Origin of the sequence: Streptomyces cellostaticus, from assembly GCF_001513965.1 — a bacterium.
Lineage (GTDB): Bacteria > Actinomycetota > Actinomycetes > Streptomycetales > Streptomycetaceae > Streptomyces > Streptomyces cellostaticus.
Genome location: NZ_KQ948048.1, coordinates 41,096 through 67,099, shown reverse-complemented (window position 1 = coordinate 67,099; position 26,004 = coordinate 41,096). Strand labels below are relative to the sequence as shown.

The window sequence follows — 26,004 nt, the reverse complement described above, 5'->3', positions numbered from 1 at the left end:
AACAGGGCATGCCTCTTCGGGAGGCATTGCAGCGCACTGAGGTCGATTGAGCGGAGTCGGTGCCCCTAGCCCACGTGTGTGTCTAATGCGTGACAACGCCGACGTACAGCGACGGACGCGCGTGGACGCCTGCGGACCATCAGCGCAGGTGAGAGCCACCAGCCCCAGGTCGAAAGCCCGCCCAAGTTGCTTCGGGACGAAGAGGTCGTGAGCTAAAGGCCGTCGCGCTCGATCAGTGAGCCGTCAGGGCTGAGTGTGTAGAAGCGCGGGGGATCCATGGCTTCCGCGGCCCTGCGCAGCTCCGCTTCCTGTTCCGCAGGATCAGGCCCGTGTGGCTCCTGCACATGGAATCCGTGCAGCTCGATGGCCTCCGCGTCGACGTCATCTGGCTCGGGACGGCCCTCCTGGATAAAGCCGCAGAGCGCCCGCAACGCGTCTTCGCCCAGGTCCAAGGGGTGAAAGGGCAGGGCGTACGGCTCTTCCTCCTCGCCAGGCCACGGGATGATGTCGGCTGGGCGGTCTCCGGCCCAGTAGGGCAGCTCAAAGGGGAGTGGCTCGCCGATGTTCTCGATGATGCCGCTATCCGGGGACAGGCTCAGGGAGCGGACGAGGCGCCCGTCCTCCCAAACGGCAAACGCCAGCCAGTCCACGACGCTGTGCATGGCGTGCAGGACGAGCCGTCGGCCGGCACTTGCCGCGACGAGGTGCTCCGGGAGCTGGGAAGGGGCGTCGATCATCACCCTCTGATCACCGATGACCTCCACGCCCGGCCAGCTGGCTGCGTACGCCGTTCCCTTCGGGGGGTAGACGCCGTCCCAGAGATTCGAGCCCTTGCACTCCCCGATCTCCCAGCCCGGGTAGAGCTGCCGCATCATGCTGGCAGTCCGTTCAAGGTCTGCCGCGCCCACTTGTCGCAGCAGCTCCGGCACGTCGCCGTCTGCGTACACCAGCAGTCCCGTCTTGGCTCCCAAAGCCCCTCCCCAGAGCGTTGCCCTTGATGGCGGACGCACCATATCTGCACGCACTGACAACGGAGGTGACTCAGCCCGCCTGGCCCAGCTGGGCCGTCTCTGGGCCGTCCCTGGGCCGTGCGAGGCCGACCAAAGCTGACAGACGGCGCCCACTGGTGACCGTCCCCACCCCGCTCTGGCCTGGGCCGGTGGAGTTGATCTGCGACACTGGAGGGGTTATGCCGAAGCCCGGAGAACTTACTTTCGTCGCCCCGCGCGGAGCCAAGAAGCCGCCGCGGCACCTTGCCGACCTCACGCCCGCCGAGCGCAAGGACGCGGTGGCTGAGATCGGCGAGAAGCCGTTTCGTGCCAAGCAGCTCTCGCAGCACTACTTCGCGCGGTACGCGCACGACCCCGAGCAGTGGACCGACATCCCGGCCGGTTCGCGGGACCGGCTGCGCGAGGCGCTGTTCCCGGAGCTGATGACCGTCGTCCGGCATCTGTCGACCGACCAGGGGGAGACGCGCAAGACGCTGTGGCGGCTCTTTGACGGGACGCTGGTCGAGTCCGTGCTGATGCGGTACCCGGACCGGGTCACCATGTGCATCAGCTCACAGGCGGGGTGCGGGATGAACTGCCCGTTCTGCGCGACCGGGCAGGCGGGGCTCGACCGGAATCTGTCGACCGCCGAGATCGTCCACCAGATCGTCGACGGGATGCGGGCTCTGCGGGACGGAGAGGTTCCCGGCGGGCCGGCGCGGCTGTCCAACATCGTCTTCATGGGGATGGGCGAGCCGCTCGCCAACTACAAGCGGGTCGTCGGAGCCATCCGCGCGCTCACCGATCCCGCGCCGGACGGGCTCGGGCTCTCGCAGCGTGGGATCACCGTGTCGACGGTCGGGCTCGTCCCGGCCATCCACCGGTTCGCCGACGAGGGCTTCAAGTGCCGGCTGGCGATCTCCCTGCACGCCCCCGACGACGAGCTGCGCGACACCCTCGTCCCCGTGAACACGCGGTGGAAGGTGCGCGAGGTGCTGGACGCCGGGTTCGAGTACGTGGAGAAGTCCGGGCGCCGGCTCTCGATCGAGTACGCGCTCATTCGCGACATCAATGACCAGGCCTGGCGGGGTGACCGGCTCGGACGGCTGCTCAAGGGCAAGCCGGTGCACGTCAACCTCATTCCGCTGAACCCGACGCCCGGATCGAAGTGGACCGCCTCGCGGCCCGAGGACGAGAAGGCGTTCGTCGGGGCGATCGCGGCCCATGGGGTGCCCGTCACCGTCCGGGACACCCGGGGGCAGGAGATCGACGGGGCGTGTGGTCAGCTCGCGGCCACCGAGCGGTAATCTGACTGCGTTCCATCACGTCTCATCACATCTTCATATTCCGACAGGGGAGCGCCACAGCGCTGAGAGTGCGGCGGACAGGGCCGCAGACCCTCTGAACCTCGCCCAGGTCATTCTGGGTAGGGAGTTCGGTCATCACTCAAGCTGTTGCGCCCTGCCCGGGCTGCCCTCGCGGAGCCCGGGCAGGGCCGCGTCTCTTCCTGGCCAACCCCAGGAGGACATCCAGTGCACACCAAGACGTTCGCGGCCGCGGCCGTCGGGCTCGCCCTCGTCACGCTCTCCGCGTGCGGGTCGTCCGGCGGCGACAGCGCGAAGGACTCCAAGACCGTCACGCTCGTCAGCCACGACTCGTGGGCCGTCTCCAAGAACGTGCTCAAGGACTTCGAGAAGCAGTCCGGGTACAAGGTCAGGGTCCTCAACAGCGGCGACGCGGGCCAGGCCGTCAATAAGGCGATCCTGACCAAGGACAACCCGCAGGGAGACGTCTTCTTCGGCGTCGACAACACCCTGCTGTCCAGGGCCCTCGACAACGGTCTGTTCCAGCCGTACGCGGCGAAGGGGCTCGACACGGCCGACGCCGCCTACCAGCTCGACCAGGGCAAGCACCGGGTCACGCCGGTCGACTACGGCGACATCTGCGTCAACTACGACAAGGCCTACTTCAGCGAGCACAAGCTGACTCCGCCGCAGACCTTCGCCGACCTCGCCAAGCCCGAGTACAAGAACCTCCTCGTCACCGAGAACGCAGCCACCTCCTCGCCCGGCCTCGGTTTCCTGCTCGGCAGCGCCGCGCAGTACGGGGACGACGGATGGCAGGGCTACTGGAAGAAGCTCAAGGACAACGGCGTCAAGGTCGTCGACGGCTGGGAGCAGGCCTACCGCCAGGAGTTCTCCGGCTCGTCCGAGGGCAAGAAGGCGGGCGGCGACCGGCCGCTCGTGGTGTCGTACGCCTCCTCGCCACCCGCCGAGGTGATCTACGCCAAGAAGCGGCCCAGCACCGCCCCGACCGGCGTCGCGACCGGCACCTGCTTCCGGCAGATCGAGTTCGCCGGGCTGCTGAGCAACGCGAAGAACACCAAGGGCGGCAAGGCGTTCATCGACTTCCTGCTCTCCAAGGAGTTCCAGCAGGACATGCCGCTGAACATGTTCGTGTACCCGGTGGTGCAGGGCGCCGCGGTGCCCGCCGACTTCACCAAGTACGGGCCGGCCGCCAAGAGCCCCGAGACGATGGCCCCCGGCAAGATCGCCGCAAACCGTGACCAGTGGGTCAAGTCGTGGACGTCGCTCGTACTGAAGTAGCGGCCAAGAGCACGCGCGGGAGCGCGGCGCGGCTGGGGCTCATGGCCCTGCCCGTCGCGTTCTTCGCCGTGTTCTTCGCCTGGCCCGTCGCCGCGATCGTCGCGCGCGGACTGAAGGTGGATGGCACCTGGCAGTTCGGGCGGATGGCGGACGTCGTCACCCAGCCGGACATCCGGCACGTGCTGTGGTTCACCACCTGGCAGGCGCTCGCCTCCACCGCGCTCACCCTGCTGCTCGCCCTGCCCGCCGCCTACGTCTTCGCCCGTCTGGACTTCCCCGGCAAGCAGGTGCTGCGGGCCGTCGTCACGGTTCCGTTCGTGCTGCCGACCGTGGTCGTCGGTACGGCGTTCCTCGCGCTCGTCGGCCGCGGCGGGCTCCTCGACGACCTGTGGGGCGTACGGCTGGACACTACCGTGTGGGCGATCCTGCTGGCGCACGTCTTCTTCAACTACGCGGTCGTCGTCCGCACGGTCGGCGGACTGTGGGCCCAGCTCGACCCCCGGCAGGAGCAGGCCGCCCGGATGCTCGGCGCATCGCCCCTGCGGGCCTGGCGGAAGGTGACGCTCCCCGCCCTCGTGCCCGCCGTGGCCGCCGCCGCGCTGATGGTGTTCCTGTTCACCTTCACCTCCTTCGGCGTGGTGCAGATCCTCGGCGGGCCCACCTTCTCCACCCTCGAAGTGGAGATCTACCGGCAGACCTCCGAGGTCTTCGACCTCTCCACGGCCGCCGTGCTCACCCTCGTCCAGTTCGTCGCGGTGGGCGCGATCCTCGCCGTGCACGCCTGGACGGTACGGCGGCGGGAGACCGCCCTGCGCCTGGTGGACGCCTCCGTCACCGCCCGCCGGCCGCGCGGCGCCGGGCAGTGGGCGCTGCTCGCCGGGGTCCTCGTCACCATCTCCCTGCTGCTGGTCCTGCCGCTCGCGGTGCTCGTACGGCGCTCCCTGGACGCACCCGGCCTCGGCTACTACCGGGCGCTGACGAACGCCGACGGCGGCACCTTCCTCGTGGCGCCGCTGCACGCCGTGTGGACCTCGCTGGAGTACGCCGTCGCCGCCACCGTCATCGCCGTGCTGATCGGAGGTCTCGCCGCCGCCGCGCTGGCCCGCCGGGACGCGGGCCGGCTGGTGCGCGGCTTCGACGCGCTGCTGATGCTGCCGCTCGGCGTCTCCGCCGTGACGGTCGGCTTCGGTTTCCTGATCGCGCTGGACAAGCCCCCGCTGGACCTGCGCCAGTCCTGGATCCTCGTACCGCTCGCCCAGGCGCTGGTGGGTGCCCCCTTCGTCGTACGGACCATGCTGCCCGTGCTGCGGGCGGTGGACGGACGGCTCAGGGAGGCGGCCGCCGTGCTCGGGGCCTCGCCCTGGCGGGTGTGGCGGGAGGTCGATCTGCCGCTGGTGCGGCGGGCGCTGCTGATCGCTGCCGGGTTCGCCTTCGCCGTGTCCCTCGGTGAGTTCGGGGCGACCGTGTTCATCGCACGGCCCGACAACCCGACGCTCCCGGTCGCCGTGGCCCGGCTGCTGAGCCGGCCCGGGGACCTCAACTACGGGCAGGCGATGGCCCTGTCCACGATTCTGATGGTGGTGTGCGCGGCCGCCCTGCTCGTCCTGGAGCGGCTGCGCACCGACCGGACGGGGGAGTTCTGATGCTGCTGAGTCTTCAGGCCGCGACCGTGCGCTTCGGCAGGCGGCCCGTGCTCGACGCGGTCGACCTGGACGTCGCCGAGCACGAGGTGGTGTGCGTGCTCGGGCCCAGCGGCAGTGGGAAGTCCACTCTGCTCCGGGCGGTGGCGGGACTACAGCCCCTCGGCTCCGGTCGGGTGCTGCTCGACGGCCGTGACCAGGCGGGCGTGCCCGCGCACCGGCGGGGCGTCGGGCTGATGTTCCAGGACCACCAGCTCTTCCCGCAGCGGGACGTCGGCGGCAACGTGGCCTTCGGGCTGCGGATGCACGGGGTGCCGAAGGGCGAACGGGACGCCGAGACCGGTCAGTTGCTGGATCTGGTCGGACTGCCGGGGGCCGCCCGGCGGGCCGTGGCCGCGCTGTCCGGCGGTGAGCAGCAGCGGGTGGCCCTCGCCCGGGCGCTGGCGCCCCGGCCCCGGCTGCTCATGCTGGACGAGCCGCTCGGCCAGCTCGACCGCTCGCTGCGGGAGCGGCTGGTGGTCGAACTCCGCGAGCTGTTCGGCCGGTTGGGTACGACCGTGCTCGCCGTGACCCACGACCAGGGCGAGGCCTTCGCACTGGCCGACCGGGTGGTGGTGATGCGGGACGGGCGCATCGCCCAGTCCGGGACGCCCCTTGAGGTCTGGCAGCGGCCCGCCGACGAGTTCGTGGCCCGTTTCCTCGGCTTCGACAACGTGGTCCCGGCGACCGTCGCGGACACGGTCGCGAACACCCCATGGGGCAAGTTGCCGGTGCCCGAGGGCTCGCCCCAGGGCAACCGCCCGCTGCTCGTCAGGCCCGCCGGAGTACGGCTCGTGGCGGCCGACGAGGGCCTGCCCTGCACGGTGACCGCCCGCACCTTCAAGGGCACCCATGTGGCCGTCCGTCTCCAGCCCGCGGATGGCGGCCCGCGGCTCGAGGCGGCCTGCGCGCTCCGGGACGCGCCGGAGACCGGGACCGAGGTGGGGACCGAGTTCGACGTGGCCGAAATCGTCGTGCTCGGCTGATCATCGCGCCCCTAGGGTGAGGGGCATGACCTTGCTCGCACATGACCGCTATTGTGGCGAAATCGCTCATCAGGTGGAGCAGTTGAGGGCCGTGGTGACCTCCGGCGCCGACCTCGCCGCCCCCGTGCCGACCTGCCCGGACTGGTCACTGGAGGACCTCGTACGCCACATGGGCGGCGCCCTGCGCTGGGTGGACGCCCTGGTGCGCGGGCGGGCGCAGGAGAACATCCCGTGGGAGCAGGTCCCGCTCGGTGGGGGACCGGAGAAGCGGGGCGACGCGGAGGCCCTGGACCAGTGGCTGGCGGAGACCGGGGAACTGGTCGTCGGCGCCCTGCGCGAGGCCGGACCGGACACCGGGGTGTGGTCCTGGACGGGCATGTCCGACGCGGGCTTCTGGGCCCGCCGGATGGCCCATGAGATCACCGTCCATCGCGCGGACGCCACGCTCGCCGTCGGGGCGCCGTACGAGGTGGCGCCCGAGATCGCCGCCGACGCGCTCGACGAGTGGCTGGACATCAGCCTCTTCGTCCAGCGGCGCAGGGGCCAGGAGGAGGCGCTCCGGCTGGGCGGCCCCCCGCGCACCATCCACCTGCACGCCACCGACACCGCCGCAGACCTGAACGCCGAGTGGCTCCTGGAGTTCGGCGCGGACGGCGTCAGCTGGCGCCGCGGCCACGAGAAGGCCGCCGTCGCCCTGCGCGGCCCGCTCACCCCGCTGCTGCTCGCCTTCTACCGGCGGCTGCCGCTGGACACACCCGGCCTGGAGGTGCTGGGCGAGCGCGAGGTGCTGGAGCTCTGGCTGGAGCGGACCGCCTTCTGATGCCGGACACGACTGCGGCCCGTCCCCCGGGGATACGGGGACGGGCCGCAGCGGCGTACAAAGTGAAGTGAGGCGTCAGCTACCGCTCTTCGTCCCACGGCGGCGCATGCCGAAGAAGACCGCGCCACCGCCGATGACGACCAGGGCGCCCGCGACACCGGCGATCAGCGGGGTGTTGGAGCTCGCACCGGTCTCGGCGAGGTTCGAGTCACCGGCCGCCGGGGACGGCGCGTTGCTCGACGTGCCCGCCGGGGCGGTGCTGCTCTCGGAGGCCGACGGGGTCGGGGTCGCGGACTTTGCCGGGGTGGACTTGGACGGCGAGGGCGACGGCGTGGCCGGCGGCGTCGGAGTCTGGGACTCCTGCTTCTTGCAGGCCGTGGACGGGGTCACCAGGTTGGGGTTGATGTCCTCGTCGACCTGGTCGGCCGCCTTGACGCGGATGCGGTAGGTCGCGTTGGGCTTCCACTTCTCTTCGAAGGTCACCGTGGTGCCCTCGGCCGAGCCCTTGATGTCCTGCGGCTTGCCCACCTGCTTCTCATCGGCACCGTTGTTCTCCAGGAACACGGTGATGGTGGCCGGGGTCCCGGAGGCGTCCTTGTCGGTGACGACGATGACACCCTTGTTGCCGTCGCACTGGGCTTCGGCGGAGAACTCACGGATGTTGCACGCGAGCGCGGTGCTTGACAGACCCAGCGCCAGCGCGGCAGAGGCAGAGGCGACACCCAGGATGCGCACGGAACGGCGTGCACTGCGGCGGGATATGGACAACGTTTGTCCTTTACAGAGCAGAACTGCGGGGGGCTGAGGGGAAGACGGGACCCGGATGAGGGAGGTCCCAGCACCCCCAAGAGGCTCACAGGTTTATAAGCGCTCCATAAGGAGTGTCAACGCATATGCCCGCAGGGGTCGTTGGCTTTACCTGCTTATTAAGTGCAGGGACGTTTCAACGCCTCCGCAGCCTGCTCGTTCCGGTCAACCAGGGCGATACGGGACTCCGTTGCCAGGGTCAGCCCTGAATCGCCGCCGGGTCCATCCACGCGACCTCCCAGGTGTGGCCGTCGAGGTCGTCGAAGGCGCGGCCGTACATGAAGCCGTGGTCCTGGGGCTCGCCGTGGGCGGTGCCGCCGGCCTCGATCGCCTTGTCCACCAGCTCGTCCACCTTCTCGCGGCTCTCGGCGCTCAGACACAGCAGCACCTCGCTGGACTTGGCCGAGTCCACGATCTCCTTCTTGGTGAACTGGGAGTAGTGCCCACGGGTCATGAGCATCGCGATGATCGTGTCGCTGATCTGGACGCAGGCGCACTCGTCGGTGCTGAACTGCGGGTTGATGGTGTATCCCAGCTCCGTGAAGAACTTCTTCGTGGCGGGGACGTCGTTGGTGACGAGGTTCACGAAGATCATCTGCTGGTACATGGGGTCTCTCCCTCGGGTCCGTGTGCTTGCTGCCGTTCGGTGGGGTAGACGCCGGGCCTGCGCGGAACTCATCGGTCGCCGGAGAATTTTCTTCGCGCGACGTGCATACGGTGCCTCAGTGGGCCCTCGGCAGCGCCGCCAGGTCGGCGATCACCAGGGTGAACGGGCCGAACAGCGCGAGCAGGGCGGCCGCACGCAGGGCCGCGGCACTGCGCAGCATCGCGGCGGGAGCGCCGAGGCGCAGCAGGGCGGCGGTGGTGTCGGCGCGGCTCTGGCGGGCCTCGACGGCCGCCGTCAGCAGGGTCGCCACCGTGCATCCGGTGACCAGGAGCGCGCCCAGGGTGGTGAGGGGGCCGAAGGCGGGGGCGGGACCCTCGTACAGGACCGCCATCGCGTAGCCGGCGGACGCCACCGCGCAGAGCACGCCGAGGGGCCGGCCGAGCCGGGTGGCCTCCGCCATGAGGACCCGGCCGGCCAGGAGCCGGAGCGCTCCGGGCCGGCCGGCCTGGAGCAGCCGGCCGCAGAGGTCGGTCAGGCCGGGGGAGGCGAGCACGAGCCCTACGGCGATGATGATCCAGCCGACCAGCACGGCCACCGCGTCGACGGGCAGGTCGGCGAGGGCGGGCACGGCAGCGGAACCGCCCGTGTAGGCCTGCACGGCGAGACCCGCGGCGAGGGTGGCGACACCCCAGGGCAGACCGGCCGCCGCGCGGCTCGGCCGGTTGCCGGGGAGGGCGGCGGCCCAGCCGGTGTCCGGGGCCGGGGGCTCGGGGTCGGTCACGGCGTTCAGGACCGGAGCGCCGCCGTCCGCGCCGGCGGTACGCCTGCCCGGAGCGTCACCGGCGGGTTGCGCGCCGTCGTCGGCCTTCCCGCTCGCGGTGCCGGAACCACGGCCCCCCGTACCGCTGCCCCGCATCCCGAGCCGCGCGCCGAACCTCCCGTACGCCCCGAACGTCTCCTTCCGAGGCGAGTGGCCGTACGCGCCGAAGCGGCCGAAGGTGCGGGCGGGCCGTCCGGTGGTCGGGTGGGGGTCTCTCGGGCGCAGGGCGAGGGCCACCGTCGCCGACGCGATCGCCGGGAGCAGCGTGAGCAGGGTCAGCGCAGCCGGGACGGGGAGAGACTGGTCCGCCGCCAGGAAGTCGGCTGCCGTGCCGTAGAAGGGCAGGCCCGTCAGGTCGCCGCGCAGGTGCAGGAAGAGCAGCAGCGCCAGCAGCGAGCCCAGGGTGCAGGACAGGGCCGTGGTCAGCGCCGAGACCGCCATCAGACGGGCCGGGCCGAGGCCGACCGCCGACAGGCCGGGGCGCGGTCTGGTGCCGGGGTCCGTGCGGGCCACCGCGAGCGCGAGGTGCACCGCAGCGGCGACCGGGACCACGCACCAGGCCAGGCGCAGCGCGGCGGCGCCCGGTGTCTCGGGGTGGCTCATCGCGTAGCCGAGGGCGGACAGGAGGAGGAAGCCGGTGCCGGCCGAGGCCGCCGCCACCAGGAGGCGGCGCAGCTGGACGGCGGGCCGGGCCGCGTGGGTCAGACGTAGAGCGAGCACGCGGCGGCCCGGCCTTCCGCCTCCGGGGTGTCGGGCAGGTGCACGGTCTTCACGCACCGCCCGTCCAGCAGGCAGACCGTGCGGTCGACGAGGGGCGCGGTCTCGGAGTCGTGCGTGGCCAGGACGACGGTGATGCCGTGCGAGCGGGCCGCCGTGGTCAGGGTGCGCAGCACCGGCGTGCGGTCCGCGCGGTGCAGCGGGGCCGACGGCTCGTCCGCGAAGAGGACCGTGGGCCCGGAGGCGAGCGCACGGGCGATGGCGACGCGCTGGCGTTCGGCCTGCAGCAGCTCGTGCGGGCGCCTGCGGGCCTGGTCGCCGACGTCGAGGCGCTCCAGCCACTCCAGGGCGGCCGCCTTGGCCCGGCTGCGGCTGGTGCCGCGCAGCATCAGGGGGAGGGCGGCGTTCTCCCAGCCGTTCAGCTCCGGGACGAGCGCGGGGGCCGGGTCGATCCAGCCGAACCTGTCCCTTCGGAGCTGCTCACGGGCGACCGGCCCCATCGTGTGCACCGGTGCACTGTTGAACCAGACCTCGCCGCGCTCCGGCGTGACCTGCCCGGACAGACACCGCAGCAGCGTGGTCTTGCCGCTGCCGCGCGGGCCGCTGACGGCGAGGATCTCGCCCTCGCGCACGCCGAGCGAGACCCCGGTGAGACCGGGCGAGCCGTCCTGGTGCCTGAAGTGCAGCGCACGTGCCCAGAGCACGTCGTTGTCCGGCGGGGCCTCCATGGGCGTACACCTCGGTTCTGATCCGTTTCCCCGTACTTGATCCACCTGTAGGCCCTGTCGTCACATTCCCGCCTGCCCCGCGACGGGAATGTGACGACAGGGCCTTCCGGGGGAACGAAGGCTGGGCCGATCGGTCACTGGAACGCTAGGCAGCCGGGGCGGGGAGCCAGGACAGCACACGGCCCCGGGCCGCCGTTCTCACTCGAACGGACGGCACCGGGGCCGGTGTTGATCAGCTGATCAGAGGCACGAGGCTCAGAGCTTCGTCCAGGCCTCCGTCAGCGTCGCGCGCAGGATCTGCTCGATCTCGTCGAAGGTCTCCTGGTTGGAGATCAGCGGCGGGGCGAGCTGGATGACCGGGTCACCGCGGTCATCGGCACGGCAGTACAGGCCGTTCTCGAACAGCGCCTTGGAGAGGTAGCCGTACAGGACGCGCTCGGTCTCCTCCTCGTTGAAGGATTCCTTGGTGTTCTTGTCCTTCACCAGCTCGATGCCGTAGAAGAAGCCGTTGCCGCGGACGTCGCCGACGATCGGCAGGTCGTGCAGCTTCTGGAGGGTCGAGAGGAAGGCGCCCTCGTTGTCCAGCACGTGCTGGTTGAGGTTCTCGCGCTCGAACAGGTCCAGGTTCGCCAGGCCCACCGCGGCCGACACGGGGTGACCGCCGAAGGTGTAGCCGTGCAGGAAGGTGTTGTCGCCCTTGTAGAACGGCTCGGCGAGCTTGTCGGAGATGATGCAGGCGCCGATCGGGGAGTAGCCCGAGGTCATGCCCTTGGCGCAGGTGATCATGTCCGGGACGTAGCCGAACTTGTCGCAGGCGAACATCGTGCCCAGGCGGCCGAAGGCACAGATGACCTCGTCCGACACGAGCAGCACGTCGTACTTGTCGCAGATCTCGCGCACCCGCTGGAAGTAGCCGGGCGGGGGCGGGAAGCAGCCGCCGGCGTTCTGCACGGGCTCCAGGAAGACCGCGGCGACGGTGTCCGGGCCCTCGAAGAGGATCTGCTGCTCGATCTGGTCGGCGGCCCAGCGGCCGAAGGCCTCCGGGTCGTCACCGAAGAGCGGGGCGCGGTAGATGTTGGTGTTCGGCACCTTGTGCGCACCCGGCACCAGCGGCTCGAAGGGGGCCTTCAGGCCCGGCAGGCCGGTGATGGACAGGGCTCCCTGCGGGGTGCCGTGGTAGGCGACCGCACGGGAGATGACCTTGTACTTGGTCGGCTTGCCCTTGAGCTTGAAGTACTGCTTGGCAAGCTTCCAGGCGGTCTCGACGGCCTCGCCGCCGCCCGTGGTGAAGAAGACCTTGTTCAGGTCGCCCGGGGCGTAGTCGGCCAGGCGCTCGGCCAGCTCGACGGCCTTGGGGTGGGCGTAGGACCACACCGGGAAGAAGGCGAGCTCCTGGGCCTGCTTGAAGGCGGTCTCGGCGAGTTCCGTGCGGCCGTGACCGGCCTGGACCACGAACAGCCCCGCGAGACCGTCGAGGTAGCGCTTGCCCTTGTCGTCGTAGATGTAGGTGCCCTCGCCCCGGACGATGGTCGGGACGGGGGAGTTCTCGTACGAGGACATGCGGGTGAAGTGCATCCACAGGTGGTCGTACGCGGTACGGCTGAGGTCCTTCTGGCTCACGGTTATCGGGTTCCCCACATGTAGGTCTGCTTCTTGAGCTTCAGATAGACGAAGCTCTCGGTGGAGCGCACGCCGGGCAGCGCCCGGATGCGTTTGTTGATGACGTCCAGCAGGTGGTCGTCGTCCTCGCAGACGATCTCGGCGAGGATGTCGAACGAGCCCGCGGTCATCACCACGTACTCGACTTCCGACATGGCGGTCAGCGCTTCCGCGATGGACTCGACATCGCCCTCGACGTTGATCCCGACCATCGCCTGTCGGCGGAAGCCCACGGTGAGCGGGTCCGTGACGGCGACGATCTGCATCACGCCCTGGTCCAGCAGCTTCTGGACGCGCTGGCGCACGGCCGCTTCGGACAGGCCGACGGCCTTGCCGATCGCGGCGTACGGCCGGCGGCCGTCCTCCTGGAGCTGCTGGATGATGGCGAGGGAGACGGCATCCAGCTGGGGGGTGCCGTTCCTGGACTCGCGGGAGGAGTCCCTTTGGTCTGCGCTTCGACTGGCCACGACCTCACTGTGCACGACGTCTCGACAGTTTCGCAAGGCCGTATCGATGAAATTCGTTGTTTACGACTCCGAGACTTGCGGATTTCGCAGATGTGGTGGCGGTGGGGGTGTTGAAAACGTGGGTCCGGCGACTAGGGTGGGTGTCTCAGTGATTGGACAGCTTGAACCCTTGAACCAGACCAGGAGGCCGGCAGTGAGCACCGAGCTGCGTCGTCTGCGCAACTACATCGACGGTGAGTTCCGGGACGCCGCCGACGGACGGACCACCGAGGTGGTCAACCCCGCGACGGGCGAGGCGTACGCCACCGCTCCGCTGTCCGGGCAGGCGGACGTGGACGCCGCGATGGCGGCCGCCGCCGCGGCCTTCCCGGCCTGGCGCGACACGACCCCGTCCGAGCGGCAGAAGTACCTCCTGAAGATCGCGGACGCGTTCGAGGAGCGTGCCGAGGACCTGATCGCGGCCGAGGTGGAGAACACGGGCAAGCCGACCGGGCTGACCCGCTCCGAGGAGATCCCGCCGATGGTCGACCAGATCCGCTTCTTCGCGGGCGCGGCCCGGCTGCTGGAGGGCCGCTCGGCCGGCGAGTACATGGACGGGATGACCTCGATCATCCGCCGCGAGCCGGTCGGCGTCTGCGCGCAGGTCGCCCCCTGGAACTACCCGATGATGATGGCCGTGTGGAAGTTCGCCCCGGCCATCGCCGCGGGCAACACGGTCGTCCTGAAGCCCTCGGACACCACCCCCGCCTCGACCGTCCTGATCGCCGACATCATCGGCTCGATCCTGCCCAAGGGCGTCTTCAACGTCATCTGCGGCGACCGTGACACCGGCCGCGCGATGGTCGAGCACGACACCCCGGCGATGGCCTCCATCACCGGCTCCGTACGCGCCGGCATGTCCGTCGCCGAGTCGGCCTCCAAGGACCTCAAGCGGGTCCACCTGGAGCTGGGCGGCAAGGCGCCGGTCGTCGTCTTCGAGGACACCGACATCGCCAAGGCCGTCGAGGACATCTCGGTGGCGGGCTTCTTCAACGCCGGCCAGGACTGTACGGCCGCGACCCGCGTCCTCGTCCAGGACTCCATCCACGACGAGTTCGTGGCGGCGCTCGCGAAGGCGGCCGCCGAGACCAAGACCGGCCAGCCGGACGACGAGGACGTCCTCTTCGGCCCCCTGAACAACCCCAACCAGCTCAAGCAGGTCTCCGGCTTCATCGAGCGCCTGCCCGCCCACGCCAAGGTCGAGGCGGGCGGCCACCAGGTCGGCGAGAAGGGCTACTTCTACGCCCCGACCGTGGTGTCGGGGTTGAAGCAGGACGACGAGATCATCCAGAACGAGGTCTTCGGCCCGGTCATCACCGTCCAGTCCTTCACGGACGAGGACCAGGCCGTCGAGTGGGCCAACGGCGTCGAGTACGCCCTCGCCTCCTCGGTGTGGACCAAGGACCACGGCCGCGCGATGCGCATGTCCAAGAAGCTCGACTTCGGCTGCGTGTGGATCAACACCCACATCCCGCTGGTCGCCGAGATGCCCCACGGCGGCTTCAAGAAGTCCGGCTACGGCAAGGACCTGTCGGCGTACGGGTTCGAGGACTACACGCGGATCAAGCACGTGATGACGTCGCTGAACTCGTAGGAGTCTCAGAGCCGGCGTGTGCGGCCCCGGACGGGACACCTCCCCGTCCGGGGCCGCGCTGTTGTCTGGTACGGCCGCTGATCGACCCTCTTGTACGGGCGCTGATCGACAAGGTGTCGGGTCCCACTCGGCGGGCTCGACGCAGCGTCGATTGTCCGCGCGCGGGGCGTCACGGCATGCTGCCGTGGTGCCCCAGACAACCCCGCTTCCGCGTCCCGTCTCCCGCCGTTCCCTGATGCGCGCGCTCGGCGGCACCGCCGCGCTCGGTGCCCTCGCCGGCTGCGGGGTGCCCGCCGCCTACGTCAGGCCCGGCGACCGTGCCGTGCCCGACGAGTCCGCCGCGGACCGGAAGCTGACGTGGGCGAACTGGCCGCTGTACATCGACACCGATGACAACGACCCCAACAAGCGGCCCACGCTGGACGCCTTCGAGAAGCGCACCGGCATCTCCGTCGACTACGCCGAGGAGATCAACGACAACGACGAGTTCTTCGGCAAGATCAGTCCCGCGCTGATGAACCACCAGTCCACCGGCCGCGATCTGATCGTCATCAGCGACTGGATGTGCGCACGGTTCGTCCGCCTGGGCTGGGTGCAGCGGATGGACCGCGCCCACCAGCCCGACGTGGCGAAGTACCTGGACCCGCTCCTGCGCTCACCGGCCTTCGACCCGGGCCGCAGGTTCACGGTGCCGTGGCAGTCGGGCATCACCGGGATCGCGTACAACCGCCGCAAACTGGGCCGCGAGATACGCCATGTCCGGGACCTGTGGGCGAGCGACCTCAAGGGCCGGGTGACGCTGCTGTCGGGTCTCGACGAGTCGTTCGCGCTGCTGATGCAGGGCAACGGAGTGGACATCACCAAGTGGACGGCGGACGACTTCCACCAGGTCTGCGACCAGGTGGAGCGGGAGGTCCACCGGGGCCAGATCCGCCGCTTCACCGGCAACGACTACACCAAGGACCTGGTCAGCGGGGACGTGCTCGCCTGCCAGGCCTACTCCGGCGACGTCATCCAGCTCCAGGCCGACAACCCCGACATCCGCTTCGTCGTCCCCGAGGAGGGCGCCGAGCTGTGGTCGGACTCCCTGATGATCCCCAACCGGGCCCGCCACAAGACCAACGCCGAGCGCCTGATCGACTACTACTACGACCCCGAGGTCGCCGCGAACCTCGCCGCCTGGGTCAACTACGTCTGCCCGGTCCCGGCGGCCAAGGAGATCCTGGCCGCCTCCAAGGACAAGGACACGGCCGCCCTGGCCGACAACCCGCTGATCTTCCCCGACACCACCATGCGGGGGCGGCTCGCGATCGCCCGGGACATCACGTCGTCGGAGCGGGTGGAGTTCGCGAAGCGGTGGAACAGGATCGTGGGGTTGTAGGGGGGGCTTGTTCCTGTGGTCGGGCAGCCGGAGACCATTGCTGATCTCCGGCCCCCTCAGAACCGGACGTGCAGGCTGTCCCCGCATCCGGCTCAAGCAAGCCGCGTGGGCTTCGCAGGACAGCAAGGTTGTGTGGTCCGTTTACCGTCGCCTGCATGGTGCGGGCACGGCCGGGACATTCACGATTCCCGCCAAGGGCGGCGGCTTCCAGCCTCCGGCAGTACGGATCAGATGAGGCAGCGATGACGACGAAACTGAAGTTCGACGGCTGCTGGTGCGCGACTGTGACGGACGAACCGCTCGACCTCGTTCCCCGGCTCCTGGGTACTTTCGTGATCGTTTCCCCCTATGTGGACAGGGTGGAACGAGAGAAGTTCCTCACGGAAACGTTCGGCAGCCAGGACTGGCTGTGGGACGACCCTGACGTCTTCCGCTTCGACCCGAGCGGCCGACAGCTGGTCGGGGCTGAATTTCAGATGCCGGAAGAGTCGGCCTCCGCCGAGGACTCGGCCCGCCTTCCCGTCAGGCCCGCAGTACGCCCGGGCGGGCTCCGCGCGGACGAGGTCAGCAACTTCCGGCATGAGATGTGCACGGTGCTGTGCCGCGCCCCCGGTGATGCCATGCTGACCTGTCTGCGCGACCTCGACGTCCTCGACGAGCCGCTGGAGGCCCGCATCGGAATCGCCCCCGACGTGGCGCTCCTCGTCCAGCAGGGCGCAGTCGTCGGCTGGAGCCTGACCGACCCGGCCCGGTACTTGACCCCTGGGTTCGCTGCCCCTGACCCCGACCCGCCCTCGCCCGCCACCTGCCGCCTGCTCACCGAATGCCTGGACCTGGTCACCTCGCCGCTGGTCGACGACGTGGTGGACGGCGAACCGGCCGCCCTGACCCGCCTGCGGGCCGCCGACGAGGCCCTGCGCGCCCAGCACGAGGACCGGCACCGGGCTGACGCCCTGCTCAACCTGATCGCCACTTACGTGGAGGACTACGCAACGTGATGGTGAACCGGCCGACGGTGGACGGTTCGTACGGTGACGAGCGATGAGACTCGTGCTTGACCACGAAGTCCGCCGCCCCCGATCCCAACCCGCCCTCTCCCGCCACCCGTCGGCTGCTCACCGAATGCCTGGACCTGATCACGACCCCGCTGCTCTACGAGGTGAGGAACCGGAATCCGGCCACCCTGGCCCGTCTCCGGGCGCTCGACGAGGCCCTGCACAACCAGCACGAAGACCGGCACCGAGCCGACGCCCTGCTTGCGCTCATCAGCAACCTGATCGAGGACTACGCCGACCGGCCGACCGGGCAGAAGCCGTGAACCACCGGCCTGCCCCGCCCATGGCAACGACGCGGACAACGGGCGGCACGACGCCGCCCGGATCCGGTGAGGGTACGCGCACGTGGATGACGGGCCGTCCGCCGTGGGACCCAGCGCGTCGAGAGCATCAGGGGACACCACCGTGACTGCGGCTGGTGGATACAGTGGATGACCAGCTGCGGCGACGCGCCCTGCGACCTGCGCTGTACCAAAGTGCCAACCCTCTCTCTGATACCGCGCCTCCGGCTGCTGAAGCTACTTGGCATCAGCGCAGGTCACGAACGTTGCCTGGTGCCAACTAGCAATCCACCCCAGAAGCCCCAGGCGCCGTCGGCTCCTTCGGGAGGGCGACGGATTCCTCCTCGTCGTTGACGGGGCGTGGCAGTCGTTCGCCACACGGTTCACGGGGGCGGAGCTGCTGGAGGACTCCGCGGCGCCCGCCGGCGGCAGTGCGCCGGAGAAGAGACGGACCTCGCTGAGGCGGCCGTTGGCGTCGGCGCAGGTCGCAAGCCCTGTCCGGTGCCAACCGGCGATCCTGGCCACAGGGCAGGTCAAGACTGGCCCGCCGCACCCCCATTCCTCGGTACCATCACAACCCTGTGATGCAGCCGGGGGAGGACTGTTGATCGAACTAGCCGCGATGGTGCGTGAGTTGAGGGAACAGCTCAACCATGCGATGGCCGAGACGGGACCCGGGCCGGTCCGCTTCGAGCTGGGGTCGGTCGAGGTCGAGGCGGCCGTTGCGGTCGACCGCACCGGCGGTGCCGGTGGCAAGGTGAATTTCTGGGTCATCGAGGCCAACGGCGAGGCGTCCGTCACCAACTCCCGGACCCATCGCATCACGCTCACGTTCCAGCCCACCCTGGTGGCACCCGACGGCACGCACCACCGCGTTCTGGTCGCGGACGACGAGGCGGACGGGGAACGTTGAGGATTACGCCTTGTTCGCGCCGATGACGCAGCGGGAAGGCTAGTCGTACGCTGTCCGGACCGGACTGCGGACGAACTCGATGACGGCCGGAGGGGGTCACGAGGTGGAGGGGCGCAGCGCCGCACGCGTTCGCAACGAGCTCATGGCCGAGATGGCCGGTGTGCTCGCGGCGACGGAGACAGTGCGGCGGCAGACCGGCGCGGACATGCTGGTGCAGGACCTGTCCGCAGAACTGCGGCTGTCCGTGGACCCACCCCAGGACCAACCGCTCGGCCTGTGGTCGCGGCGGGTGGTCAAGGCGTGCGCGGAGACCGACGAGGGACTCCAGACCCTGGCCCGCTGCCTGGGCTACGCGGAACAGGCGTCGGTGAGCGTGCTCGCGCTGTGGCGTCTGGTGGACGAGTGGGAGGCCGCCGCCTTCTTCAAGGACACGGATCTGCATCCTCTTCGGCCCGTCCTCCGGGAGATCCGTTCCACCGCACTCCTCACCGCCCTCGCCCGCCGGGCCAGCCACTCACGCACCCAGGAGCTGGAGGAGTGGTGCGACACGGGCTGGGAGGTCTTCCTGCACCTGGCCGGGGACAACACGGCGGCGGAGGAACTGCCCCCGTCCATGGCTTTCCTCTCCCTCGTCTCCGAGTATCTGGTGAAAGAGGGCCGCACCGAGGAGGCGGAGCACCTACGCCGCTGGAACCGTAAGCAGGCCCAACTCCGGGGACTGGCCGAGGAGATGGCCATCTGGCAGCAGGGTGAGTTCGTCTCTCCCGGCGAAGCCTCGTTACATCCGGCGTACCTTCTGATCCAGTTCGAACCGGACGGTGTGGACCCCGACAGCTTCTGGGTGGCCCACTGGCGGCAGTCCGACTCCGACGGCTGGCACCCCATCCCCGGCGAGACACTCAAGCTGCACCGGGACGAACTTCCGGCGGCTGTGGACCGCCTCATCGAACAGGCCGAGGAACGCTGGTGGGATCTGCGTCAGCCCGTCGTGATCGAGTTCATCCTTCCTTGGGCACTTCTGGGAGAGTCCGTGGAGTGGTGGCACAAGGAGAGCGACGCGGAGGTACCCACCCCTCTGGTCATGGACTACACCGTCGTTGTCCGAAGCTTCGAACGGTTGCGCAGGGTGGCCTGGCACCGGCCGTGGAACAACCGCTGGCGGCAGCTGAAGGACAGGCCCGCGGAGAGCCGCTCGCACTGGAGCCCGCCGAACCAGTCCGCGTTCCAGCTCGAGAGGGAGCTCAAGGACGACCAGCAGATCGTCTGCCTTGTGCTGAGCGAACCACCGGGCACCGACTCGCCCGCCGCCCGCCAGGAATTCGTCGCGGCCCTGCGTGCCGGCATCCCGGCCATCCTCTGGGACCGGGGGGACTTCGGTGCTGCCTTCCGCGAGGCGGCCGCGGACATAGTCCAGGAACGCGGCCTGGCCGGGGTTCTGGAACGCATCCGCCGATGGCGCAATGACGCGCTGGCGCTGGGACCTGACGACTGGCACAGACATGTGGGCCGCCATCTGGCCCTGCTTCTTGACGATCCGGAACGCCTGCCCGGCCCCTCGGGCTCGGGCAGCGATCCGCATAGCGCCAGGTGAGACGTTGACCGCAGACGGGGGACAGAAGGGAGGGCCTCTGTGATGTCAAGTGCGTCGACCGGAGAGCACGGCCACCCGCCCGGACTGTGGGTAGGCTGGCCCTCCTACGGGGTGGTCGCAACAGGAACCAGAAGTGGAACCGGAGGCTTTCCGTCCCTGTTTCCGCGACCAAAGCGATGCCTTGAGAGTGACCATGGCCAGTGACAACGCTCGGCGTGACCGGTCAGGGTCCGGAGCTGACCTGACGCACCTGTGGAGCGACTGGCGTTTCGGGGGCGAGGCATTACCCAGGGAAGCCTTCCTCGTCGTCGACTCCCACGTGACCATGCGCGTGTGGGACGAGGCGATCGACGGCCTCTCCCGAGCCCTCGCCGGGAGTTTCGCCGCGGTGCACGACGTGGCTCTGCTCGGCACGGACGAGATGCTCCCGGCCTCCGTCCGCACCGAGCCCGGTCTGGACATGCCGCCGGACGGAACGCGCCGCGTGATCCTCGTGGTCACGGACGGCCTGGCGGTCGGCTGGCATCTGGGTGCGGTGCAGCCCCTCTTGAGGCGCTGGGGGCAGTCCCAGCCGGTCGCCGTGATCAACCCGCTGCCGCCCCACCTTTGGTTCCGCACCGGCCTCGGCGTGCTGCACGTGCGGGTCGGGGCACTCAGCCCCTGGGCCGCCAACGCCGACTGGGACTGGCATGAGCGAGAGGTCCCTGCCGCGCCGGGGGGCGCGCAGGTCGACCCGGCACAACCAGTCACAGACGCGGACGACGAAGTCCCCCCGGTCGCGGTACCCGTCCTCTCTCTCACGCATCACGGCGCGCGTGCCCTGTCCGGCATGCTGGACGGGACCGAGCCGCACGAGCTGGATCTGCCCGCGACGCTGGCCAACGCGTGGAAGGGACGGCCGGACGCGGCCCGGAGCTTCCCGTGGGCGACCGAGTTCGACGATTCCGATGGGCCACTGTCCGCCGCCGACCGTGTTTTCGATTTCCGCGCAGCGGCCTCCCCCACGGCCTTCCGGCTGGGCACTCGCCTGGCCGCGGCACCGCTCAGTCTGCCGATCGTCCGCCGGCTGATCCGGTCGACTCCCGGCGCCGGGCCGGTGCACGCTTCCGAGTTCTTCATGAGCGGCCTGGTCCAGCCGACCGGTGTTCACCTCGATGCCCCGGGGGCGGTCGTCTACGACTTCCTCCCCGAGGCCCGCGAGCAACTGCTCGCGCTGGGCCGCCGCAGCGCCACCCTCCGCACGTTGCGCGACGTCCGCGAGGTGCTGGCCTCGGATCCGTCGACCGCGTCGCTCCTGCCGCCCCCCGCAGAACCGTTGAGCAAGGCGTCACAGCCGCGGGTGACCCAGAAGAGCGCCCCGTTTCTCCGTATCGAGCTGACGGCGCTGGATGCATTGTCCGGGTCACACCTTCAGCGCGCCCGATTGTTGCGACATGCGCTGAAATGGCACGATCAGCGGTATGCAGTCTCGCTTGCCAAGGTCCCGCCTGCCGGAGCCGCCATAGCCCCGTCCACCGCTTCAGGATCCACCGAAGGAGCCCCGCCGATGTCCACCACGCCCCAGCGCACTGTGGAGGGAGAGCGCGCCGTACAGCCACGCGTCTGGGGGAACCTGCCGCCGCGCAACCAGAACTTCACGGGCCGCAGTGAGCTCCTCGACCTGCTCGGACAACGGCTGCGGGAGGGCACGACGACGGTTCTGCCCGAGGCGATCCACGGCATGGGCGGCGTCGGCAAGACGCAGCTGGCGATCGAGTACGCCTACCGGCACCAGTCGGAGTACGACATCGTGTGGTGGATCCCCTCGGAGCGACCCGGCCAGGTCGGCCAGTCGCTGGTGGAGCTGGCCAAGCGGCTGGGGCTGGTGACCACGTCCGAGGCGAACATCGCCGGCCCGGCGGTCCGGGAGGCCCTGCGCGAGGGACGCCCGTACTCCAGGTGGCTGCTGATCTTCGACAACGCGGACAGCCCCGAACAGGTGCGCCCGTACTTTCCGACCGGCGGCACGGGCACGATTCTGGTCACGTCCCGGAACCGCCGCTGGGGGCTCGTGGGCGGCTCCCTCGAAGTGGACGTGTTCACCCGCGAGGAGAGCAAGCAACTGCTGCGCGGCTCAGGACCCGAGCTCGCGGACGAGGAGGCCGAGGCGCTGGCCGAGGCGCTGGGCGACCTGCCGCTGGCCCTGGTGCAGGCAGCCGCTTGGCGGGCGGAGACCGGTATGCCCGCATCCGAGTACCTACGGCTCTTCGAGAGCAAGCAGAACGAACTCCTCGAGACGGCTCCGCCGCCGGACTACCAACTGCCGGTGGCCGCGGCATGGAACGTCTCCCTCGACCACCTGGAGACGCGCAGCCCCGGCGCGCTGCGGCTTCTGCAGCTGTGCTCGTACTTCGCCCCCGACCCGATCTCCAGGCAAATCCTCTCCGGCCCGGGATACAACACCACGTTTTCCGAGCTGGATGCGGCTCTGAACGATCCGATGAAGCTCGCGCGCGCGATACGGGAGATCAATCGCTACTCCCTCGCCCGTATCGATCACCGCACGAACTCCATCGAGATGCACCGGTTGGTCCAGCATGTCCTGATCAACCGAATGAGCCCAGAGGAGCAGAACCGCATGCGCGAAGGCGCCCACGCCCTGATGGCGTCCGCCGATCCGAGGACACCCACCGACCCGGAGAGCTGGCCTCGCTACGCGGAGCTGTACACGCACGTCATCGCCTCTGGCGCCATCACCTCCGACCAGCCCTGGGTGCGCCAGCTGGTGATGAACATCGCCAAGTACCTGTACTACTGGGGAGATCACGAAGTCTGCCTGGACTTCTCGGACACGGCCTGGAACGCCTGGGTGGACATCTTCGGCGAGGAGGATGCACAGACGCTCGTCATGGGCCGGTGGCTGGTTTTCGTCTACCTGATGGTCGGCCGGTACAACGACGCCTCCACCCTGGCGGAGCGCATCAGGGGTGTCCACGAGCGCGTCTCCACGCCGGACAACGAGGAGGCGCTGAACGCAGTCCAGATGGAAGCTGCCGTACGCCGCTTCCAAGGCCGCTTCCTCGACGGTGCCGAACTGGACAGGATCGTCTACGAGCGGGCGCACCGGGCCTTCGGCGACGACGACCCGGCCAGCTTGAACATGGCCCACAACCTGGGCGTCAGTCTCCGCCTCACCGGAGCCATCCGGGAAGCCCTGGAACTCGACAGGAAGACCTGGCATCTGAAGCTGCGCGTGTTCGGACGCGATGACCAGCGCAGTCTCATCACGGAGAACTCGATCGCCATCGACGTACGCGAGTCCGGGGACTACGTCGGTGCGCTCCCGCTCCAGGAAGCCGCGTTGGAGGCTTCCCGGGACGTCTTCGGGAACGACAATCCGGCCACCATCGGCACCGAGCGTGAACTGGGCATCGCATGCCGAAAGGCCGGCCTGCACCCCCGCGCGCTGGAACTGGCCATCAAGGCCCACGAAGCCTTCACCCGGCGCTACGGAGACACCCACCCCCAGTCCCTGGCCACAGCCCTTCCCCTCGCCACCGCCCTGCGCCAGAACGGCGACCTCGAGGCGGCACGGGCGCGCGGGGCCCAGGCCTGCGCCGGATATCGCAAGGTCTTCCACCCACAGCACCCGTACGCGCTGTCCGCCGACGTCGGTCTTGCGGTGTCCGAGCGGCTGCTCGGCAAGCCGGAGGAGGCCCGCCGTCTGGACGACGCGGCACTCGTCGCGCTGTCCGACGCCCTCGGAGCCGACCACCCCTTCACCCTGGTGGCCGCCGTGAACCTGGCCAGTGACCTGGCGGCGCTCGGGGAGCACGAGGCGGCGAAGGCCAAGGGGCGCGACACGCTGACCCGGTGCCAGGAGACCTTCGGCCCCGACCACCCGACCACCCTGGCCTGCGCCGCGAACCTGTCGTTGGATCTGACGTCCGTGGGGCTCGAGAGCGAGGCCGCGGTGCTGCGGCTCGACACCGAGGAGCGCATGCGCCGCGTACTGGACACCCAGAGCGGCGGTCAGGAGGAGGCCACACCCCACCCGGCGACCGTGGCCTTCGTGAACGGCACACGCCTGAACTGCGACATCGACCCCATGCCGTTGTGAAACCAGGCGTCAAGAGGCCGAAGGGGCTGCGCGGTGACGTTCGGGCAGTCCCTCAGTCGAAGGGCCCCGGCCGGCTCGTGGCGACACCCAGCCATGCGGCCAGTGCCAGCGGATCGGGCCGCTGTCCGTGCTCCTCGTGCAGAGTCTCCCGTAGGGCGCGGGCCCACTCCGGTGACCGCGTCAGGAACCGGCTCGCGGCCCGGTGTTCGGGACGGTCGGCCAAGGCCCGGCCCAGCGCTGCCCACGAGCCCACCGGGGGATCCCCGTACAGCAGCTGATCCGCTAACTCCCGTCGGGCAGCCGACCGCTCCCCACGGGCCAGGAGGATGTCGACCGGGCCGGCTCCGCGCACCCGGTCGCCGGTGGCGACGGGATCCCGCCAGGAGCCGTCCGGGTCGGTGAGGCGATGTCTGGCCAGGACCGCCGCCGTGTCGAGGAAGTGGGCATCGCTGTCCGGTACCACGGACGACGCGGTGTGAGCCAACGGGGGACAGGACTCTCCCCGCCGCCACGCACGCACCGCCTCGTCCACCAGGTCCGGCGACGGCCGCAGATGGTGCTCGCGCCATCGGGCACGATGACCGGCCGCCGCTTCACGGGCGAGCCGCAACTCCGCGTCGGGAACGTCGTCGCCGAGCCATCCGGCACAGCTCTGCACCAGCGATTCCAGGAGCCGGTGCCCCAAGGGCGTCAGCCGTTCATGGCCCCGGACGCTGCTGAGCGTCGACCACACCGCCTCCCTCCACAGAGCGAACTCGAAGTGCGCCGACGGCGCGTGCGCCGCGTCGGCGGCACGGCGGTTGGCGCGCCAGAACCGGGTCACTCCCAGGAAGGCGTAGATCCCCTGTAAAACGCCCTCCAGTGGCCTTGGGTCGTCCCGCCACGGCGCATGGAACAACTCCGGCCGTTCATGCGTCTTCTCGGCCCGTCGCACCAGCGGCGACAAGTGCATCAGCGCGCCGAGTTTGACGTGCTGGAATTCGTGCACCAGGGTCGCGGCCAGCTCGGAATCCTCGTCGGGCAGCGAGGCGTTGATCCCTCCGAAGGCCTCTGCGGAGGAGCTGCTGTATGGCCGAAACCTTTCCCCTCTGGGCATGGGCGTCATGGACATCAGGCCTCGCCGCATCGCGTCCGCATGGGCCGGTGCGTCGCGCAGCAGTATGTGCCATGCCTCGGCAAGTGAGCACTGCCAGGACCGCGCCTCGGACTCCGAGAGGACGTGTGGGGCGGTGGGCCCGGAGAAGGTGCGATAGGGGTCGTGCTCCTCAAGGGCCACGGACCCGGCGGCGGCGCCCTGTCCCAGCGTCAGCCGGCGTGTGGGCCGCCAGCCCGGTGCCTGTCGCTCCCAGTCGGGTCCTACGACGACCTCGCCGCCGCCACCGGTGATCCGCACGCTCCACTGGTCCCCGGCGACGCGCGCGGTCGTCCAGTCCTCCTGCGCCGGAAGAACCGCGCATCCCAGTCCGGGAAGGAACACTGTCCCCTTGCATGCCGGGACCCTCAGAGTGAACTCGATGCGGGCTGCGGCGGCCGCGGCGGCGGCCAGAGAGGCCAAGTGCCCCAGCGTCGCCCAGAGCGGGATGTCACTGTGCAGCGTGCCCCGCAGGCGCCGGAGAGCGGAGGACACCCATGTTCCGGTCCCCGGAGCCATCAGGACTTCCTCGACCACTCCGGGTGCCTTGACCTGTGCACGCTCAAGCGTCTCCCAGGCGTCGTGGAGGGACACCGGGAAGTCCCCGGAACCGGAGGCGACACCGATGCTGCAGTCGAAGAGGGCCCGCAGAAGCAGCAGTCGACGGCTGCGTTCCGCACCGAGCAGCTCGTCTACGACGGCACCGTCGCCGTCCCCGCGAAGGAGCCCGTCAAGGCCGACGGCCGAGATACTGTGACAAGCGGATCGATCGTCAGGTGTGCTGCTCACAGAGCGCACCGGCATTCTCCCCGCACCACGGTTACTGCCCTACTTCTCAGTGACTCCGTACGGCGTATTGACGCCGGCCACCGTGATGGCATGGGGATCGTCGACATCCTCCAGCAACCGCTCGAGCGACTCGGACAAGGTGGGGCCGTCCAGAGAACGCAGCGCCTGAAGTGACACTCCTGAGAGGTCCATGAGTCCGGATTCAAAGGCCGGCGTCGACCGCTCCACGGCTGCCAAGTCCCCTC

21 protein-coding genes are annotated in these 26,004 nt (G+C 69.7%); 12 read left to right on the top strand and 9 right to left on the bottom strand.

Annotated features, from left to right (window positions below; translation table 11 throughout):
* Nucleotides 1–212: 212 nt before the first annotated feature.
* The gene (locus AQI88_RS37375) at nucleotides 213–971 is read right to left on the bottom strand and encodes a DUF6928 family protein (RefSeq protein ID WP_067008771.1); all 759 of its coding nucleotides are present in this window, start codon (nucleotides 969–971) and stop codon (nucleotides 213–215) included.
* A 218-nt stretch (nucleotides 972–1,189) separates the two neighbouring features.
* On the opposite strand from AQI88_RS37375, the gene rlmN reads away from it, so the two are divergent.
* The 5 genes from rlmN to AQI88_RS37350 all read left to right on the top strand — a co-directional run bounded on the left by rlmN (nucleotide 1,190) and on the right by AQI88_RS37350 (nucleotide 7,080).
* Nucleotides 1,190–2,296, top strand: a complete 1,107-nt coding sequence (rlmN, locus tag AQI88_RS37370; RefSeq protein ID WP_067008768.1) for a dual-specificity RNA methyltransferase RlmN — start codon at nucleotides 1,190–1,192, stop codon at nucleotides 2,294–2,296.
* A gap of 225 nt (nucleotides 2,297–2,521) precedes the next feature.
* Complete coding sequence (locus AQI88_RS37365) at nucleotides 2,522–3,595, top strand: thiamine ABC transporter substrate-binding protein (protein WP_067008766.1); 1,074 nt, start codon at nucleotides 2,522–2,524, stop codon at nucleotides 3,593–3,595.
* Between the two features lie 41 nt (nucleotides 3,596–3,636).
* Nucleotides 3,637–5,238, top strand: coding sequence for an ABC transporter permease (locus tag AQI88_RS37360; protein ID WP_067008762.1), 1,602 nt, complete (start codon nucleotides 3,637–3,639; stop codon nucleotides 5,236–5,238).
* Entirely contained in the window at nucleotides 5,238–6,260 is a 1,023-nt protein-coding gene (locus AQI88_RS37355; RefSeq protein ID WP_067008759.1) for an ABC transporter ATP-binding protein, read from the top strand. The genes AQI88_RS37360 and AQI88_RS37355 overlap by 1 nt, the downstream gene beginning before the upstream one ends.
* Before the next feature lie 25 nt (nucleotides 6,261–6,285).
* Complete coding sequence (locus tag AQI88_RS37350; RefSeq protein ID WP_067008756.1) at nucleotides 6,286–7,080, top strand: maleylpyruvate isomerase family mycothiol-dependent enzyme; 795 nt, start codon at nucleotides 6,286–6,288, stop codon at nucleotides 7,078–7,080.
* A gap of 75 nt (nucleotides 7,081–7,155) precedes the next feature.
* On the opposite strand, the gene AQI88_RS37345 is transcribed toward AQI88_RS37350, so the two are convergent.
* The 6 genes from AQI88_RS37345 to AQI88_RS37320 all read right to left on the bottom strand — a co-directional run bounded on the left by AQI88_RS37345 (nucleotide 7,156) and on the right by AQI88_RS37320 (nucleotide 12,900).
* A complete protein-coding gene (locus tag AQI88_RS37345) occupies nucleotides 7,156–7,848 on the bottom strand; it encodes an LAETG motif-containing sortase-dependent surface protein (RefSeq protein ID WP_079058052.1) in 693 nt (230 codons plus the stop codon).
* A gap of 238 nt (nucleotides 7,849–8,086) precedes the next feature.
* Nucleotides 8,087–8,494, bottom strand: coding sequence for a VOC family protein (locus tag AQI88_RS37340; RefSeq protein WP_067008749.1), 408 nt, complete (start codon nucleotides 8,492–8,494; stop codon nucleotides 8,087–8,089).
* 115 nt (nucleotides 8,495–8,609) lie between these two features.
* Nucleotides 8,610–10,034: a hypothetical protein gene (locus AQI88_RS37335; protein WP_067008746.1), complete on the bottom strand. Its 1,425-nt coding sequence runs from the start codon at nucleotides 10,032–10,034 to the stop codon at nucleotides 8,610–8,612.
* Nucleotides 10,016–10,759, bottom strand: coding sequence for an ABC transporter ATP-binding protein (locus AQI88_RS37330; protein WP_067008743.1), 744 nt, complete (start codon nucleotides 10,757–10,759; stop codon nucleotides 10,016–10,018). Before AQI88_RS37330 ends, AQI88_RS37335 begins: the two co-directional genes overlap by 19 nt.
* Nucleotides 10,760–11,014: 255 nt before the next feature.
* The gene (locus AQI88_RS37325; protein ID WP_079058051.1) at nucleotides 11,015–12,397 is read right to left on the bottom strand and encodes an aspartate aminotransferase family protein; all 1,383 of its coding nucleotides are present in this window, start codon (nucleotides 12,395–12,397) and stop codon (nucleotides 11,015–11,017) included.
* Nucleotides 12,382–12,900 carry an Lrp/AsnC family transcriptional regulator gene (locus AQI88_RS37320; protein WP_067008737.1) on the bottom strand — a complete coding sequence of 173 codons (519 nt, stop codon included), beginning with the start codon at nucleotides 12,898–12,900 and terminating at the stop codon, nucleotides 12,382–12,384. The genes AQI88_RS37325 and AQI88_RS37320 overlap by 16 nt, the downstream gene beginning before the upstream one ends.
* 178 nt (nucleotides 12,901–13,078) lie before the next feature.
* Between AQI88_RS37320 and AQI88_RS37315 the strand changes: the two genes are divergently transcribed.
* The 7 genes from AQI88_RS37315 to fxsT all read left to right on the top strand — a co-directional run bounded on the left by AQI88_RS37315 (nucleotide 13,079) and on the right by fxsT (nucleotide 23,838).
* On the top strand, nucleotides 13,079–14,518 hold the full coding sequence (locus AQI88_RS37315; RefSeq protein WP_067008733.1) for a gamma-aminobutyraldehyde dehydrogenase: 1,440 nt from the start codon (nucleotides 13,079–13,081) through the stop codon (nucleotides 14,516–14,518).
* 235 nt (nucleotides 14,519–14,753) lie between these two features.
* Nucleotides 14,754–15,899, top strand: coding sequence for a polyamine ABC transporter substrate-binding protein (locus tag AQI88_RS37310; RefSeq protein WP_067008730.1), 1,146 nt, complete (start codon nucleotides 14,754–14,756; stop codon nucleotides 15,897–15,899).
* A gap of 242 nt (nucleotides 15,900–16,141) precedes the next feature.
* Nucleotides 16,142–16,897, top strand: coding sequence for a hypothetical protein (locus tag AQI88_RS37305; RefSeq protein ID WP_067008728.1), 756 nt, complete (start codon nucleotides 16,142–16,144; stop codon nucleotides 16,895–16,897).
* Between the two features lie 56 nt (nucleotides 16,898–16,953).
* Entirely contained in the window at nucleotides 16,954–17,217 is a 264-nt protein-coding gene (locus AQI88_RS37300) for a hypothetical protein (protein WP_067008725.1), read from the top strand.
* A gap of 622 nt (nucleotides 17,218–17,839) precedes the next feature.
* Nucleotides 17,840–18,148 (top strand): trypco2 family protein, encoded by a 309-nt coding sequence (locus AQI88_RS37295; protein ID WP_067008723.1) that lies wholly within the window; start codon nucleotides 17,840–17,842, stop codon nucleotides 18,146–18,148.
* Nucleotides 18,149–18,227: 79 nt separating this feature from the next.
* Entirely contained in the window at nucleotides 18,228–19,739 is a 1,512-nt protein-coding gene (locus AQI88_RS37290; protein WP_159050489.1) for a VMAP-C domain-containing protein, read from the top strand.
* Between the two features lie 325 nt (nucleotides 19,740–20,064).
* Nucleotides 20,065–23,838: an FxSxx-COOH system tetratricopeptide repeat protein gene (gene fxsT / locus AQI88_RS37285; protein ID WP_067008717.1), complete on the top strand. Its 3,774-nt coding sequence runs from the start codon at nucleotides 20,065–20,067 to the stop codon at nucleotides 23,836–23,838.
* Between the two features lie 52 nt (nucleotides 23,839–23,890).
* Here fxsT and AQI88_RS37280 read toward each other — a convergent pair whose 3' ends face one another.
* Nucleotides 23,891–25,759 (bottom strand): HEXXH motif domain-containing protein, encoded by a 1,869-nt coding sequence (locus AQI88_RS37280; RefSeq protein ID WP_159050487.1) that lies wholly within the window; start codon nucleotides 25,757–25,759, stop codon nucleotides 23,891–23,893.
* Nucleotides 25,760–25,798: 39 nt separating this feature from the next.
* Nucleotides 25,799–25,996: a hypothetical protein gene (locus tag AQI88_RS46265; RefSeq protein WP_159050486.1), complete on the bottom strand. Its 198-nt coding sequence runs from the start codon at nucleotides 25,994–25,996 to the stop codon at nucleotides 25,799–25,801.
* Between the last annotated feature and the right edge of the window lie 8 nt (nucleotides 25,997–26,004).

Coding starts and splice junctions, on each gene's coding strand:
- rlmN (WP_067008768.1), top strand. CDS start 1,190: ATGCCGAAGCCCGGAGAACTTACTTTCGTCGCCCCGCGCGGAGCCAAG.
- AQI88_RS37360 (WP_067008762.1), top strand. CDS start 3,637: ATGGCCCTGCCCGTCGCGTTCTTCGCCGTGTTCTTCGCCTGGCCCGTC.
- AQI88_RS37355 (WP_067008759.1), top strand. CDS start 5,238: ATGCTGCTGAGTCTTCAGGCCGCGACCGTGCGCTTCGGCAGGCGGCCC.
- AQI88_RS37350 (WP_067008756.1), top strand. CDS start 6,286: ATGACCTTGCTCGCACATGACCGCTATTGTGGCGAAATCGCTCATCAG.
- AQI88_RS37340 (WP_067008749.1), bottom strand. CDS start 8,494: ATGTACCAGCAGATGATCTTCGTGAACCTCGTCACCAACGACGTCCCC.
- AQI88_RS37330 (WP_067008743.1), bottom strand. CDS start 10,759: ATGGAGGCCCCGCCGGACAACGACGTGCTCTGGGCACGTGCGCTGCAC.
- AQI88_RS37310 (WP_067008730.1), top strand. CDS start 14,754: ATGCGCGCGCTCGGCGGCACCGCCGCGCTCGGTGCCCTCGCCGGCTGC.
- AQI88_RS37305 (WP_067008728.1), top strand. CDS start 16,142: ATGACGACGAAACTGAAGTTCGACGGCTGCTGGTGCGCGACTGTGACG.
- AQI88_RS37290 (WP_159050489.1), top strand. CDS start 18,228: ATGACGGCCGGAGGGGGTCACGAGGTGGAGGGGCGCAGCGCCGCACGC.
- fxsT (WP_067008717.1), top strand. CDS start 20,065: ATGCGCGTGTGGGACGAGGCGATCGACGGCCTCTCCCGAGCCCTCGCC.